This is a genomic window from Sinorhizobium numidicum, assembly GCF_029892045.1.
Lineage (GTDB): Bacteria > Pseudomonadota > Alphaproteobacteria > Rhizobiales > Rhizobiaceae > Sinorhizobium > Sinorhizobium numidicum.
Genome location: NZ_CP120368.1, coordinates 1462035 through 1474649, shown reverse-complemented (window position 1 = coordinate 1474649; position 12615 = coordinate 1462035). Strand labels below are relative to the sequence as shown.

Below are 12615 nucleotides of genomic sequence, written 5' to 3'. Positions count from 1 at the left end.
CGAAGCGCCGGAAACGCTGGACTCTTGCCCCGAGCCATCCCATGTACAAGCCGGAAAATCACCAATGCAGGCCCCCATGCAGCGTGAAAATCTCAGTTCGCACATGTTTGCGCCGCCGCAATCGCCGCCGGTGCGCTGGCGTATCGCCGCTGCCCTCGTCGATTATCCCGAGGCGGTCGAGACAATGGAACGGGAAGCCGCGGCAATTGCCGCCGGCGCCGCCGATGAACTCGTCTGGCTGGTCGAGCACCCGCCGCTTTACACGGCTGGAACCAGCGCCGATGCCGCCGACCTCGTGATGCCCGATCGCTTCCCGGTGTTTGCGACAGGCCGAGGCGGCGAATACACCTATCATGGTCCCGGGCAGCGGGTCGTCTACGTGATGCTCGACCTGAAGCGACGCCGGCAGGACGTTCGCGCTTTCGTCGCCGCCCTTGAAAGCGTCATCATCGCCACCCTCGATTCGATGAACATCAAAGGGGAGCGCCGGGAAGACCGGGTCGGCGTCTGGGTGCGCCGCCCGGAGAAGCCGCCACTCATGGACGGCTCCAGCGCCGAGGACAAGGTCGCTGCCATTGGTATCCGGCTGCGCAAGTGGGTGAGTTTCCACGGCTTCTCTTTAAACGTCGATCCGGACCTCGATCATTTCGGGGGGATCGTACCCTGTGGCATTCGCGGCTACGGGGTCACCAGTCTCGTCGACCTCGGTCTGCCGGTGATGATGCCTGACGTCGATATCCGCATCAGAGAAGCGTTCGAAAGCGTTTTCGGCCCGACGCGCGCGGAGAACGAGTGAAACTCCTTCGCAGGAAAGCGCCAGATCCGGGTGCGACATGAAGCTCGCTCTTGAGAACCGAAACGCGCTCAGCCGCATTTGGCGGTGTTTTTGACGCTTCGGGGTGGTCGATCGGCGCGAGAATGCCTATAAGCTCACCGCTCCTAGCCCGCAATCGCGAAGTCAAAAAAACGCTTCCGCCGCCGTCCGGGCCCTTTGAACGTAACAGTGCCAAAGGAGAAATCCATGCGCTTATCCACCGAAACCACGATGGCGCGCCTGCGCGAAGTCGGAGACGGCGATACGCTCGGAGGACGCATCTGGAGAGCGCGAGACGCGGCGAACCTTTCGACCAGAGATCTCGCTAACCAGCTCGGTGTACGCAGCGAAACCGTCGCCGCCTGGGAACGCGACCGCGCCGAGCCGCGGACAAACCGGCTATTCATGCTTGCCGGCGTACTCGGCGTGACCCCCGCTTGGCTGATCGCCGGGATCGGCCGCGCACCAGACGATAAACCCGCCGGAAGATCGAAGGATGCGCTTCGCGATCAGCTCGACCTGGTTAAGAAACTGCATGAGCAGACCGGCGAAGCCATTGCCGCGCTCGAGACGGAGCTCGAGCGCGGGCAACACGATATTCGTTAGTTAACTGGATCATGATGATTTGGGGTCGAATGACCCGAAATCATAAACGTGATCGATTCCTAATAAGCTAGAGCGGGATGGGGCGAAAGACCGCACATTTTTTCCATCCCGCTCTAAATTTCAGTTACGCATGTCGATTGCCGTTGTATGGACGATCGCAGCGCCAACCATTTGCAAATCAAGGGAGACGAGACATGGACGTTCGTGCCGCCGTGGCCGTTCAGGCCGGCAAGCCGCTGGAAGTGATGACGGTACAGCTCGAGGGACCGCGGGCCGGCGAGGTGCTGGTCGAGGTGAAGGCGACCGGCATCTGCCACACCGACGACTTCACCCTGTCCGGTGCCGATCCGGAAGGGCTGTTTCCGGCGATCCTCGGCCATGAGGGCGCCGGCATCGTCGTCGATGTCGGCCCCGGCGTCACCTCGGTGAAGAAGGGCGACCATGTCATTCCGCTCTATACGCCGGAATGCCGCGCCTGCCCCTCGTGCCTCAGCCGAAAGACCAATCTCTGCACCGCCATCCGCGCCACGCAAGGGCAAGGGCTGATGCCGGACGGCACCTCGCGCTTCTCGATCGGTGGCGACAAGATCCACCACTATATGGGCTGCTCGACCTTTGCCAATTTCACCGTGCTGCCGGAGATCGCCGTCGCCAAGGTCAATCCCGACGCCCCGTTCGACAAGATCTGCTACATCGGCTGCGGCGTCACCACCGGCATCGGCGCGGTGATCAACACCGCCAAGGTGGAGATCGGCGCGACCGCCATCGTCTTCGGGCTCGGCGGCATCGGCCTCAACGTCATTCAAGGCTTGAGGCTTGCCGGTGCCGACATGATCATCGGCGTCGACCTCAACAACGACAAGAAGGAATGGGGCGAAAAGTTCGGCATGACCCATTTCGTCAATCCGAAGGAGGTCGGCGACGACATCGTCCCCTATCTCGTCAACCTGACGAAGCGCGGCGCCGACCAGATCGGCGGTGCCGACTACACCTTCGACTGCACCGGCAACACCAAGGTGATGCGCCAGGCGCTGGAGGCCAGCCATCGCGGCTGGGGCAAGTCGGTGGTCATCGGCGTTGCCGGTGCCGGCCAGGAGATTTCGACGCGGCCGTTCCAACTGGTCACCGGCCGCTCCTGGATGGGCACCGCCTTCGGCGGCGCGCGCGGCCGCACCGATGTGCCGAAGATCGTCGACTGGTACATGGAAGGCAAGATCGAGATCGATCCGATGATCACCCATACGATGCCGCTCGAGGACATCAACAAGGGCTTCGAGCTGATGCATTCCGGCGAAAGCATCAGGAGCATCGTGATCTACTGAGCTCATGATTTAAATCAGGGAAGCGCCGGAATCGTTTGAATTTCGGCGCTTTTCCGTGCCGTTGAGAAGTTGATTGCCGATGATGATCTATGTCGATGCTGATGCGTGCCCGGTAAAGGCGGAAATCCTGAAGGTGGCAGAGCGCCACGGTTTCGAGGTGACCTTCGTCGCCAATTCAGGACTGCGCCCGTCGCGTGACCCGATGGTTCGCAACGTCATCGTGTCAGCGGGTTTCGACGCCGCGGACAACTGGATTGCCGAGCACGCCGGCGAAGGCGATATCGTGGTCACCGCCGACGTGCCGCTGGCCACACGCTGTGTCGCCGCGGGCGCTCTTGTCACTGGCCCCTCCGGCCGCGTCTTCGACAAGACCAATATCGGCATGGCGTCGGCGATGCGCGACCTCGGCGCGCACCTTCGGGAAACGGGCGAAAGCAAGGGCTATAATCCTGCCTTCACGGCCCGAGACCGCTCAACCTTTCTCGAAACGCTTGACCGGCTCTGCCGTCAGATCAAAAGGTGACGATCGGAAGCGACAGCCTGTGAGCGCGAGACGCAAATGAATTCCAAGACACGCCTGAGGCATTGGCCGTTCTATTTTGCGCTCGCGGGCGCCTTTCTCAGCCTGCCGGTCGGCGTCCCGTTTTTTCGTGATTGGGCCATTGAGATCGCGGCCATCCTCTTCTTCTGCATTTATCTCTCGATAACGACATTCCGGCTTCCCAACCTCACCGGAAGCTATCTCAAGGCCAATGCCCGCGACACCGGCGAACCGGAACCGATCATCTTTCTCGTGACGCTTTCGGTCGCCGCTGTTTCGCTTGTGGCGCTCTTTCTCGCGCTCAACCGGGCGGGTGGCGGGAGCGGTCCCGAACTGATCCTGACCTTTGCCTCGGTCACGCTCGGATGGGCGACGATTCACACCATGGCAGCATTGCACTATGCCCATCTTTACTGGCTTGCGGGCCGTCATGATGATGGCAGCGATCCCGCAGCCCGTGGACTGGCGTTTCCCGGGACCGACATGCCCGGCGGCCATGATTTTCTCTATTTCGCCTTCGTCATCGGCATGACCGCGCAGACCTCCGATGTCGCCATTACCACGACGGCGATGCGGCGTTTCAATCTGACGCATGCGGTCGTCTCGTTCTTCTTCAACACGGTCCTCGTCGCGGCCGCCGTAAACGCCGCGGTACAACTCGCCGGCGGCGTCCCACCCGTTCCAGGGAGCACTCAATGAAAGTAATCTCGCAGAATACCGCCTTCGGCGGCATGCAAGGCGTATTCGCCCACGACTCCAAAGCCTGCAAGGGCGAAATGACCTTTGCCGTCTACGTGCCGCCGCAGGCGATCAAGGAGCCTCGCCCGGTTCTCTGGTATCTCTCCGGTCTCACCTGCACCCATGCGAACGTGATGGAGAAGGGCGAGTATCGCCGCGTGGCTTCGGAGCTCGGCCTCATCGTCGTTTGCCCCGATACGAGTCCGCGCGGGCCGGATGTGCCGGACGAGTTGACGAACTGGCAGATGGGCAAAGGCGCTGGGTTTTATCTCGATGCGACGGAAGAGCCCTGGGCCGAACACTACCGGATGTATACGTATATCACGGAGGAACTGCCCGCCTTCGTCAGCCAGCATTTTCGCGTGGACATGAGCCGCCAAGGCATCTTCGGCCATTCCATGGGCGGACACGGCGCCATGACGATCGCGCTCAAAAATCCAGACCGCTTCAGGAGTTGCTCTGCCTTCGCTCCGATCGTCGAACCGTCGACCGCCGATTGGTCCGTCGGCGCCTACGAAAAATACCTCGGCACGGACCGGACCGCTTGGCGCCAGTACGATGCCTGCGCGCTCGTCAAGGACGGCGCGCGCTTTCCGGAATTTCTGATCGACCAGGGCGAGGCCGACGGGTTTCTCGATAAAGGCCTGCGCCCGTGGCTCTTCGAGGAAGCTGTCCAGGGAACGGGTATCGGGCTGACGCTCCGAATGCACGAGCGCTATGACCACTCCTACTACTTCATATCGACTTTCATGGACGACCATCTGAAATGGCACGCGGCGAGGCTCGGCTGAGATCGCGGCCGAGCGTCTTGCGCGAGGGCTTCCTCACGGAGCGAGCGTCTTCTTTCGATGCTCGCAATCTTCAGCGGACTGGCCCTGATGCGCGCAATGGTCTAAAGCCAGCCCTTGAAGAACAAGAAGCAAGAACAAGAAGCGGATTGCGCACATGGCAGGCATAGAACACAGGCAGGTGGACGGCGACGAGGCAGGAATGCGCCTCGACCGCTGGTTCAAGGTGCATTTTCCGGGGCTCGGTTTTGGGCCGCTGCAGAAGCTGCTGCGCTCCGGCCAGATCCGCGTGGACGGCGCGCGCGCGAAATCCGATACGCGCGTACAGCCTGGCCAGACCATCCGCATTCCTCCGCTTGGCGTCGATGCCAAGGATACGAAATCCGGCCCGATCGGCGGCCGGGATCTCCGTCACTCGCCGGACGGCGAACTGTTATCGCGGATGGTGCTGCATGAGGACGCGAAGGTCATCGTGCTCAACAAACCTGCCGGCCTCGCGGTCCAGGGCGGTTCGGGGGTCAACCGGCACATCGACAAGATGCTCGAAGCCTGGACCAATCAGAAAGGCGAAAAGCCGCGCCTAGTCCATCGGCTCGACCGCGATACTTCCGGCGTGCTGGTCATCGCCCGCACGCGTGGTGCGGCGCAGCAGCTGACGGCCGCATTCCGCGAGCGCGACACCAAGAAGACCTATTGGGCGCTCGTCAAGGGCGTTCCGCGCAAGCGCGAAGACCGTATTTCCACCTGGCTGGTCAAGGAGCAGACACCGGATGGCGACCGCATGCGCATCGCCAAGCACGGCGATGAAGGCGCCGACCACGCCATTTCCTATTACCGAATCGTCGAACAGGCCGGTCAGAATCTCGCCTGGCTGGAAATGGAACCCTATACCGGCCGCACGCACCAGCTGCGCGTTCACGCCGCGCATATCGGCCATCCAATCATCGGCGATCCGAAATATTTCGAAGCGGATGTCAACTGGACTTTCCCCGGTGGCATGCAGAACCGGCTGCACCTGCACGCCCGGCACATCGACATTCCGCATCCGAACGGCGGACGCTTGAAGGTCACCGCGCCCCTACCCCCGCACATGGTGCAGAGCTGGAACCTGCTCGGCTTCGACGAAAACGCCGCCGACGAGGAAGCTCGATGAAGTTGGTTCTTTTCGACTGTGACGGCACGCTGGTCGACAGCGCCGGGCTGATCCATGAAGTGATGGCGCGCACCTTCGAGGCTTTCGACCGACCGCGTCCGACCTCCGACGCGACGAAAGCGATCATCGGGCTGACGCTCGACATCGCGATCGCCCGTCTTCTCGGGCAGGATCATGTCGACAACCGCGCAACCGCGATGACGGCCCATTATAAGGCAATCTTCGGCTCCGTGCGGGGCGAGCAGGACTTCCATGAACTCCTGTTTCCCGGCATCGCGGAAATGATGCAAAGTCTTACCGCTCGCGACGAACTGCTGATCGGAGCGGTGACTGGAAAATCTCGTCAGGGGCTTACACATATAGCCGCAACCCACGGCTTCGATAAGATCTTCTTCGTTTCGCGAACGGCGGACGACTGCCCCTCGAAGCCGCACCCGGCCATGGTGATGGAATGCTGCGCAGAGGCGGGCGTCGATCCGAAGGATACGATCGTCATCGGCGACGCGATCTATGATATGCAGATGGCAAAGGCGGCCGGCGCGGATGCTCTCGGTGTTGCCTGGGGTTATGCCAGCATGCGGGAGCTGACCGAGGCCGGGGCGGATCATATTGCCCGCGTGCCGGCAGACATAATCGAGTGGATGGAACGCAATCATGCCTGATATTCGCGATGAATTGAACCAGGCGCTGAGCGACGAGGATCCGGTGCGCCGCGCCCAGATTCAGATGTTGAAGCCGCTGGCAAAGCGCTTCTACAAGAACGTGAGCGTCGCCGCTGCGGGCGGACACGCTGTGCTCCTCGACGGACGGCCGGTGCGCACGCCGGCAAAGCAACCGCTCGCGGTCCCGACCGCCAAGCTTGCCGAACTCCTTGCGGCCGAATGGGACGCGCAGGCTGATGTCATCGATCCTGCGGCGATGCCGATTACCCGGATCATCAACACCGCAATCGACGGGGTGGCCCCCGATCCTCGCGCCGTGTTCGAGGACATTCTGCGCTTCGCCGGCACCGATCTCATCTGCTACCGAGCCGACGGACCTGAAGGGCTCGTCGCCCGACAGAACGACGCATGGAATCCGATTGTCGACTGGGCGGCTCAATCGCTCGGCGCCCGTTTTATCCTCGCGGAGGGCGTCATTCACCAGGAGCAGCCCCGCGAGGCTATTTCGGCCTATGCCGAAGGTCTGCGGGCCTTTGCGACGCCGCTCGGTCTCGCTTGCCTTCATACCTTGACGACGCTGACGGGGTCCGCGCTGCTCGCGCTCGCCTGTGCCATGGGACGTCTGTCGGCAGAGGAGGCCTGGACCGCCGCCCATGTCGATGAAGACTGGCAGATCGAACATTGGGGAACCGACGAAGAGGCCTTCCGGCGCCGCGAAAACCGCTGGCAGGAGATGCAGGCGGCGGCAAACGTCCTTGAGGCGCTGCGCTGAAGCCCGCCGGGCATGCGGGTCATAGCGTTCATGTCGCAGGGGCAAGTATCTGACGTCGCGTCAGGCAATGAGCTTGAGGCCGCCAATACCCGCGACAATGAGGCCAACGCAGCCGAGGCGCACGGCAGTCACAGGCTCGCCGAAGAGGACGATACCGAGCACGACCGTGCCAACGGTGCCGATGCCTGTCCACACCGCGTAGGCCGTTCCGAGCGGCAGCGAACGGACGGCCATCCCGAGCAGCATAATACTCAGGACCATTGAGCCGACGGTTAGCACCGTCGGCATAAAGCGCGTGAATCCATCCGTATATTTGAGACCGATTGCCCAACCGATTTCGAGAATGCCGGCAATGAGAAGGGTGATCCAGGCCATTTCAAGCTCCTTCGTCTGGAGCGAGGCCGTCCCCGCGGATGGGCGGATCGACAACGTCAACCCGTGCAGTCGTCTGCAGTGTTGCGTTGCTATGCCATAAGCCGATTGGGGCAGCAAGACATCGCCCGACAAGCCTGCCCTGCAACCCCGACAGACCTTGCGCTACGAATTCCGCTCGCGCCGGAGCTTCGCCCACCAATCGAGCCGCTTGCGAAGTTCGCGCTCGAAGCCGCGCTCCGGAGGGTCGTAAAACGTTTTTCGTCCCATCTTCTCCGGGAAATAATCCTGTCCCGAAAACGCATCTGGCTCGTCGTGGTCGTAGCGATACCCCTCGCCATATCCCTCGCCCTTCATGAGCTTCGTCGGGGCATTGAGGATATGCTTCGGCGGCAGCAGCGAACCATTTTCCTTTGCCGCGCGCATCGCCGCCTTGTAGGCGGTGTAGACCGCGTTCGACTTCGGTGCCGTGGCGACATAAACGCAAGCTTCCGCCAGAGCCAATTCCCCTTCGGGAGACCCGAGATAATCGTAAGCGTCCTTGGCGGCGTTACAGATCACTAGTGCTTGCGGATCGGCGAGTCCGATATCCTCGATAGCCATACGCACAAGTCGTCTGCCGATATAGAGCGGGTCCTCGCCGGCGTCGAACATGCGGCAGAGATAGTAGAGCGCTGCGTCCGGATCGGATCCGCGCACGGACTTGTGAAGCGCCGATATCAGATTGTAGTGGCCGTCCTGGCCCTTATCGTAAACCGGAGCGCGGCGCTGGACGATGTCCTGGAGCGCGGCCGCATCGAAGATTTCGTCCCGACGCGCCGCGCGCCAGACCTCTTCCGCGAGCGTCAACACAGCGCGGCCATCGCCGTCGGCCATCCGGATGAGGTTTGCACGGGCATTCTCATCGAGCGGCAGCGACTTGCCCTCGGCTTTCTCTGCCCGCTTCAAGAGCTCTTCGAGGCTCGCTTCGCCAAGCGGCTTGAACGTCAGCACCCGCGCCCGCGACAGCAGCGCGGCATTGAGCTCGAAGGATGGGTTTTCGGTGGTGGCGCCAACGAGAATGATCGTGCCATCTTCCATCACCGGAAGGAAGCTATCCTGCTGCGCCCGATTGAAGCGATGAATCTCGTCGACGAAAAGCAGCGTCTGGCGTCCGGACATTCGTCTGACGCGGGCGGCATCGAACACCTTCTTCAAGTCCGCAACACCGGAGAAGATCGCCGAGATCTGTTCGAAGGCGAGGCCAGCCTCGCCCGAAAGCAGCCGCGCCACGGTGGTCTTGCCGGTACCCGGCGGTCCCCAGAAGATCATGGAACCGAGAGAACCGGAGGAAATCATGCGCGTCAAAGCGCCATGCTCGCCGGTCAGATGTTCCTGTCCGGTCACCTCGGCAAGCGTGCGCGGCCGCAGCCGGTCGGCTAGCGGTCTTGCCGACGCCATCTCCGGGGGTTCCGAGGGGGAAAAAAGGTCGCTCATCGGAAGAACTGACGAATAATTTGGCCGTCGCGCTCGATCTCGACGCGCCAGAACGAAGCATCCTCCGCCATGACGGTCTCCAGCGTCTTCGAGCTATCGATCGCCATTCCATTGACGGAGCGGACGATGTCCTTTCGTTCCAGACCGATCCGCGCTGCCGGCGAGCCGCGATTGACCTCGGTTACGACGACGCCCTGCAAAGAGGTGGGCATCCGGAGCTCTTCTGCAAGACGCGGCGAGAGATTTGCCACGACCGCTCCGGCGAACGGATTTCTTCCCTCGATCAGCCGCTCGTCGCGCGGCGAGGTTTCCGGTGCCTGATCGAGCTTCAGCGTGACGTCGCGCGGCTTGCCGTTTTCCGAAATCGTCAAGCGCGCTTCATGTCCGATGCCGACAGTCGTCAGACGATATCCGAGGGCATCGGGGTGCTCGACGGGTACACCGTTAACGGCCGTGACCACTTGCCCAGGCTTTATGCCGGCGTTCGCCGCCGGACCGCCGGCGGCCACGGCCGTCACCAGCGCACCGCGAGCCCGGTCTAGCCCGAGCGCGTCGGCTACCTCGGAGGTGACCGGCTCGAAGCTCGCACCGACGAAGGGGCGGATGAAAGAACCGCCGCCGCTCTCCGCGGAGGCGACGAAGACCTTCACCAAATTGGCCGGGATAGCGAAGCCCACTCCGTTGGAGCCGCCTCCCCTCGAGAAGATCGCCGTGTTGATACCGATCAGTTCCCCCTTCATATCGATCAGGCCGCCACCGGAATTGCCGGGATTGATGGCCGCATCGGTCTGGATGAAGAAACCGAAATCGCCGGATGAAATCTGGTTGCGGGCGAGCGCCGATACGATGCCGCTCGTCACCGTCTGCCCCACACCGAACGGGTTTCCGATCGCCAGAACCAAGTCTCCGACCTCCACCGCATCGGAATCACCTATAGGGATGATATCGAACGGCCCGTCCGCCTGGATCTTCATGACCGCAAGGTCCAAACGGTCGTCCTTCAGCACGATCTTGCAGGGAAATTCGCGCCCGTCGGCGAGCGCCACCTTGATATCGTCGGCGCCCTCGATCACGTGGTTGTTGGTGACGACGACACCGTTGCGGCTGACGATCACGCCGGAGCCGAGCGACGACTGCTTTTCAGTCCTGTTTGGCATGCGCTGGCCGAAAAATTCCTCAAAGAAAGGATCCCCGGCAAAGATCGACCGTCGCTCAACAACGCGCTCCGCATAGACGTTCACCACCGCATTCGCCGTCTGCTTGACCAGGGGCGCGAAGGAAAGCTGCATTTCTGTGCGGGATTGCGGTACGGCCTTAGCATCCTGCGCTGCTGCGGGCGTTGACATGGCAACGGCAAGGACGAGAGCCGCGAGGGCTCGATGGCCAAAGATCATGAAGCATCTCCTTTCGTTGCCGCTACGATCAGATAGGATTTCGCAGGAAAAAAGGCAAACGCGTCGCGGGCATAATTCTCCTGTTTCGCCATGGGTGATGGAATGAATTTATCCAGCGATTCAGATCGTTGTGGAAATGTGCGCACGTTCGCAACTCCTGTCTCGCCCTGCGGCCGGCATAGTCACGGACTGCGCACGAAAACGTGGTCTCGCCCACCTTTTCCGGTGATCGAAACTCTGGTCATCTGATATTCAGAGTCGCTAATCGACACCGAGGAACTATATGCCCCGCTATCGCGCGCCGCGGATTGCCGCATCCGAGATCACACCCGAGCACTGTTTTCTCAATCGCAGGACTTTCATGACGGCTGCGGCTGGCGGCCTGTTCGTGAGCGGAGCGGCAACGGCACACGCAACCTCACTCAAGGCGGCAGAGAGCCCGTACAAGATCGACGAACCGGTGACGCCGGAAAAGGACGTCACGAGCTATAACAACTATTACGAATTCGGCACGGGCAAAGGCGATCCGGCGGCCAATTCGGGAGCGTTCAAAGCTTCACCCTGGGCGGTGAAAGTCGATGGCCTGGTCAGCAAGCCGAGGGAATTCGGTCTTGAGGAGCTTTTGGGTTTCCCGCTAGAGGAGCGGACCTACCGCATGCGCTGCGTCGAAGCCTGGTCGATGGTTATCCCCTGGATCGGTTTTCCGTTAGCGGCGTTGCTCGACGAGGTGGAGCCCCTCGGCAGCGCAAAATATGTTGCGTTCGAAACCGTCGTGCGGCCGGAGGAAATGCCCGGCCAATCCGGGTTTTTCCAACCCCTGCCTTGGCCGTATCGCGAGGGTCTGCGGCTCGATGAGGCCCGTCATCCGCTGACGATCCTCTCCGTCGGACTTTACGGGAAGACCTTGCCGAACCAGAACGGCGCGCCCATACGCCTGGTCGTTCCGTGGAAATACGGCTTCAAGGGAATCAAATCCATCGTGCGCATCTCGCTGACCGAAACCGCCCCTCCCTGCACCTGGAACCTCGCTGCCCCGGACGAATATGGCTTCTATGCCAATGTGAACCCTGCGGTCGACCACCCACGCTGGAGCCAGGCGACGGAAAACCGGATCGGCGAAGGCGGCTTCTTCGGCGCCAACCGGCGCGACACGCTTCCGTTCAACGGCTACGCGGACGAAGTCGCAGGCCTCTATGCCGGCATCGACCTCCGGGCGAATTTCTGACGATGGCCGTCTTTCCAACTTTGCCGAAACGCTTTCACGGTCCCTCGGTTTGGATGCTCTATGCGGTCGGCCTCGTTCCCGCGGCATCCGCCTTCTATCTCGGCGCTACAGGTCAGTTGCCCGGCAACGCTGTCAAGGAATTCGAACACTTGCTTGGCCTCTGGGCTTTGCGGTTCCTGATCGCGACGCTGGCGATCACGCCTATCCGAGACCTCTTCGCCGTGAACTGGCTGAGATACCGCCGCGCCCTCGGTTTGCTGGCCTTCTACTACGTGCTGATGCACTTCCTCGCCTATATGGTGCTGGATCAGACGCTGCGCTTTGAAGCCATCGTAGCGGACATCGCCCGCCGGCCCTTCATTACCATCGGCATGGCCGCGCTCGTGATGTTGATTCCACTCGGGCTCACCTCAAACAATTGGTCGATCCGCAAGCTCGGCCAAAGATGGAACAAGCTCCACCGTCTGGTGTATGTCATCGCGGCCGCAGGGGCGCTGCATTTTGCCATGTCGGTCAAGGTGGTGGGGCCGGAGCAGATGCTCTACGTCGCCATGGTCGCGGCTCTGCTCGCCTGGCGGGCGATCAGAATGCGATTTCTGCGCTCGAAGCGGCAGCAGGCCGGTCCGATACGATCACGGCCCGCAACGGAAAAAGCGGCCGGGTGACGATCATCCGGCCGCTTCAATGCTTCTAGTGCATGTTCCTTAAATCGGAACCGATTTAAGGATAAAAACATGCAGTGATTCAAAGTG

Annotated in this window: 14 protein-coding genes; 11 read left to right on the top strand and 3 right to left on the bottom strand. The window is 61.6% G+C overall.

The annotated features are described in order from the left end of the window. Nucleotides 1-76 precede the first annotated feature (76 nt). From lipB to PYH37_RS18170, 9 genes are all read left to right on the top strand, one after another. A complete protein-coding gene (lipB, locus tag PYH37_RS18210; protein ID WP_342394675.1) occupies nt 77-796 on the top strand; it encodes a lipoyl(octanoyl) transferase LipB in 720 nt (239 codons plus the stop codon). A gap of 225 nt (nt 797-1021) precedes the next feature. Next, a complete protein-coding gene (locus PYH37_RS18205; RefSeq protein WP_280732858.1) occupies nt 1022-1420 on the top strand; it encodes a helix-turn-helix domain-containing protein in 399 nt (132 codons plus the stop codon). Between the two features lie 194 nt (nt 1421-1614). Next, nucleotides 1615-2742 carry an S-(hydroxymethyl)glutathione dehydrogenase/class III alcohol dehydrogenase gene (locus PYH37_RS18200; protein ID WP_280732857.1) on the top strand — a complete coding sequence of 376 codons (1128 nt, stop codon included), beginning with the start codon at nt 1615-1617 and terminating at the stop codon, nt 2740-2742. Nucleotides 2743-2824: 82 nt separating this feature from the next. Continuing rightward, nucleotides 2825-3265, top strand: a complete 441-nt coding sequence (locus PYH37_RS18195; RefSeq protein ID WP_280736085.1) for a YaiI/YqxD family protein — start codon at nt 2825-2827, stop codon at nt 3263-3265. A 36-nt stretch (nt 3266-3301) separates the two neighbouring features. Next, nucleotides 3302-3982 carry a DUF1345 domain-containing protein gene (locus PYH37_RS18190; RefSeq protein WP_280732856.1) on the top strand — a complete coding sequence of 227 codons (681 nt, stop codon included), beginning with the start codon at nt 3302-3304 and terminating at the stop codon, nt 3980-3982. Continuing rightward, on the top strand, nt 3979-4812 hold the full coding sequence (gene fghA / locus PYH37_RS18185; RefSeq protein ID WP_280732855.1) for an S-formylglutathione hydrolase: 834 nt from the start codon (nt 3979-3981) through the stop codon (nt 4810-4812). Before PYH37_RS18190 ends, fghA begins: the two co-directional genes overlap by 4 nt. Before the next feature lie 154 nt (nt 4813-4966). Further along, on the top strand, nt 4967-5962 hold the full coding sequence (locus PYH37_RS18180; RefSeq protein ID WP_280732854.1) for an RluA family pseudouridine synthase: 996 nt from the start codon (nt 4967-4969) through the stop codon (nt 5960-5962). Beyond that, a complete protein-coding gene (locus tag PYH37_RS18175; RefSeq protein WP_280732853.1) occupies nt 5959-6624 on the top strand; it encodes an HAD-IA family hydrolase in 666 nt (221 codons plus the stop codon). Before PYH37_RS18180 ends, PYH37_RS18175 begins: the two co-directional genes overlap by 4 nt. After that, nucleotides 6617-7396, top strand: a complete 780-nt coding sequence (locus PYH37_RS18170; RefSeq protein ID WP_280732852.1) for an ATP12 family chaperone protein — start codon at nt 6617-6619, stop codon at nt 7394-7396. Before PYH37_RS18175 ends, PYH37_RS18170 begins: the two co-directional genes overlap by 8 nt. Before the next feature lie 60 nt (nt 7397-7456). On the opposite strand, the gene sugE is transcribed toward PYH37_RS18170, so the two are convergent. The 3 genes from sugE to PYH37_RS18155 form a co-directional block, all read right to left on the bottom strand. Next, nucleotides 7457-7771 (bottom strand): quaternary ammonium compound efflux SMR transporter SugE, encoded by a 315-nt coding sequence (gene sugE, locus PYH37_RS18165; protein ID WP_280732851.1) that lies wholly within the window; start codon nt 7769-7771, stop codon nt 7457-7459. Between the two features lie 162 nt (nt 7772-7933). Continuing rightward, nucleotides 7934-9244, bottom strand: a complete 1311-nt coding sequence (locus PYH37_RS18160) for a replication-associated recombination protein A (protein WP_280732850.1) — start codon at nt 9242-9244, stop codon at nt 7934-7936. After that, nucleotides 9241-10638, bottom strand: coding sequence for a DegQ family serine endoprotease (locus PYH37_RS18155; RefSeq protein WP_280732849.1), 1398 nt, complete (start codon nt 10636-10638; stop codon nt 9241-9243). Before PYH37_RS18155 ends, PYH37_RS18160 begins: the two co-directional genes overlap by 4 nt. A 283-nt stretch (nt 10639-10921) precedes the next feature. On the opposite strand from PYH37_RS18155, the gene msrP reads away from it, so the two are divergent. Together msrP and msrQ are read left to right on the top strand one after the other, a co-directional pair. After that, nucleotides 10922-11863, top strand: a complete 942-nt coding sequence (msrP, locus tag PYH37_RS18150) for a protein-methionine-sulfoxide reductase catalytic subunit MsrP (RefSeq protein ID WP_280732848.1) — start codon at nt 10922-10924, stop codon at nt 11861-11863. 2 nt (nt 11864-11865) lie between these two features. After that, complete coding sequence (gene msrQ / locus PYH37_RS18145) at nt 11866-12528, top strand: protein-methionine-sulfoxide reductase heme-binding subunit MsrQ (protein ID WP_280732847.1); 663 nt, start codon at nt 11866-11868, stop codon at nt 12526-12528. The last annotated feature ends 87 nt before the right edge of the window (nt 12529-12615 follow it).

What these genes read in the sequence shown, in the direction of transcription:
- lipB (WP_342394675.1), top strand. Translation starts at nt 77, where the DNA reads ATGCAGCGTGAAAATCTCAGTTCGCACATGTTTGCGCCGCCGCAATCG.
- PYH37_RS18205 (WP_280732858.1), top strand. Translation starts at nt 1,022, where the DNA reads ATGCGCTTATCCACCGAAACCACGATGGCGCGCCTGCGCGAAGTCGGA.
- PYH37_RS18200 (WP_280732857.1), top strand. Translation starts at nt 1,615, where the DNA reads ATGGACGTTCGTGCCGCCGTGGCCGTTCAGGCCGGCAAGCCGCTGGAA.
- PYH37_RS18195 (WP_280736085.1), top strand. Translation starts at nt 2,825, where the DNA reads ATGATCTATGTCGATGCTGATGCGTGCCCGGTAAAGGCGGAAATCCTG.
- PYH37_RS18190 (WP_280732856.1), top strand. Translation starts at nt 3,302, where the DNA reads ATGAATTCCAAGACACGCCTGAGGCATTGGCCGTTCTATTTTGCGCTC.
- fghA (WP_280732855.1), top strand. Translation starts at nt 3,979, where the DNA reads ATGAAAGTAATCTCGCAGAATACCGCCTTCGGCGGCATGCAAGGCGTA.
- PYH37_RS18180 (WP_280732854.1), top strand. Translation starts at nt 4,967, where the DNA reads ATGGCAGGCATAGAACACAGGCAGGTGGACGGCGACGAGGCAGGAATG.
- PYH37_RS18175 (WP_280732853.1), top strand. Translation starts at nt 5,959, where the DNA reads ATGAAGTTGGTTCTTTTCGACTGTGACGGCACGCTGGTCGACAGCGCC.
- PYH37_RS18170 (WP_280732852.1), top strand. Translation starts at nt 6,617, where the DNA reads ATGCCTGATATTCGCGATGAATTGAACCAGGCGCTGAGCGACGAGGAT.
- sugE (WP_280732851.1), bottom strand. Translation starts at nt 7,771, where the DNA reads ATGGCCTGGATCACCCTTCTCATTGCCGGCATTCTCGAAATCGGTTGG.
- PYH37_RS18160 (WP_280732850.1), bottom strand. Translation starts at nt 9,244, where the DNA reads ATGAGCGACCTTTTTTCCCCCTCGGAACCCCCGGAGATGGCGTCGGCA.
- PYH37_RS18155 (WP_280732849.1), bottom strand. Translation starts at nt 10,638, where the DNA reads ATGATCTTTGGCCATCGAGCCCTCGCGGCTCTCGTCCTTGCCGTTGCC.
- msrP (WP_280732848.1), top strand. Translation starts at nt 10,922, where the DNA reads ATGCCCCGCTATCGCGCGCCGCGGATTGCCGCATCCGAGATCACACCC.
- msrQ (WP_280732847.1), top strand. Translation starts at nt 11,866, where the DNA reads ATGGCCGTCTTTCCAACTTTGCCGAAACGCTTTCACGGTCCCTCGGTT.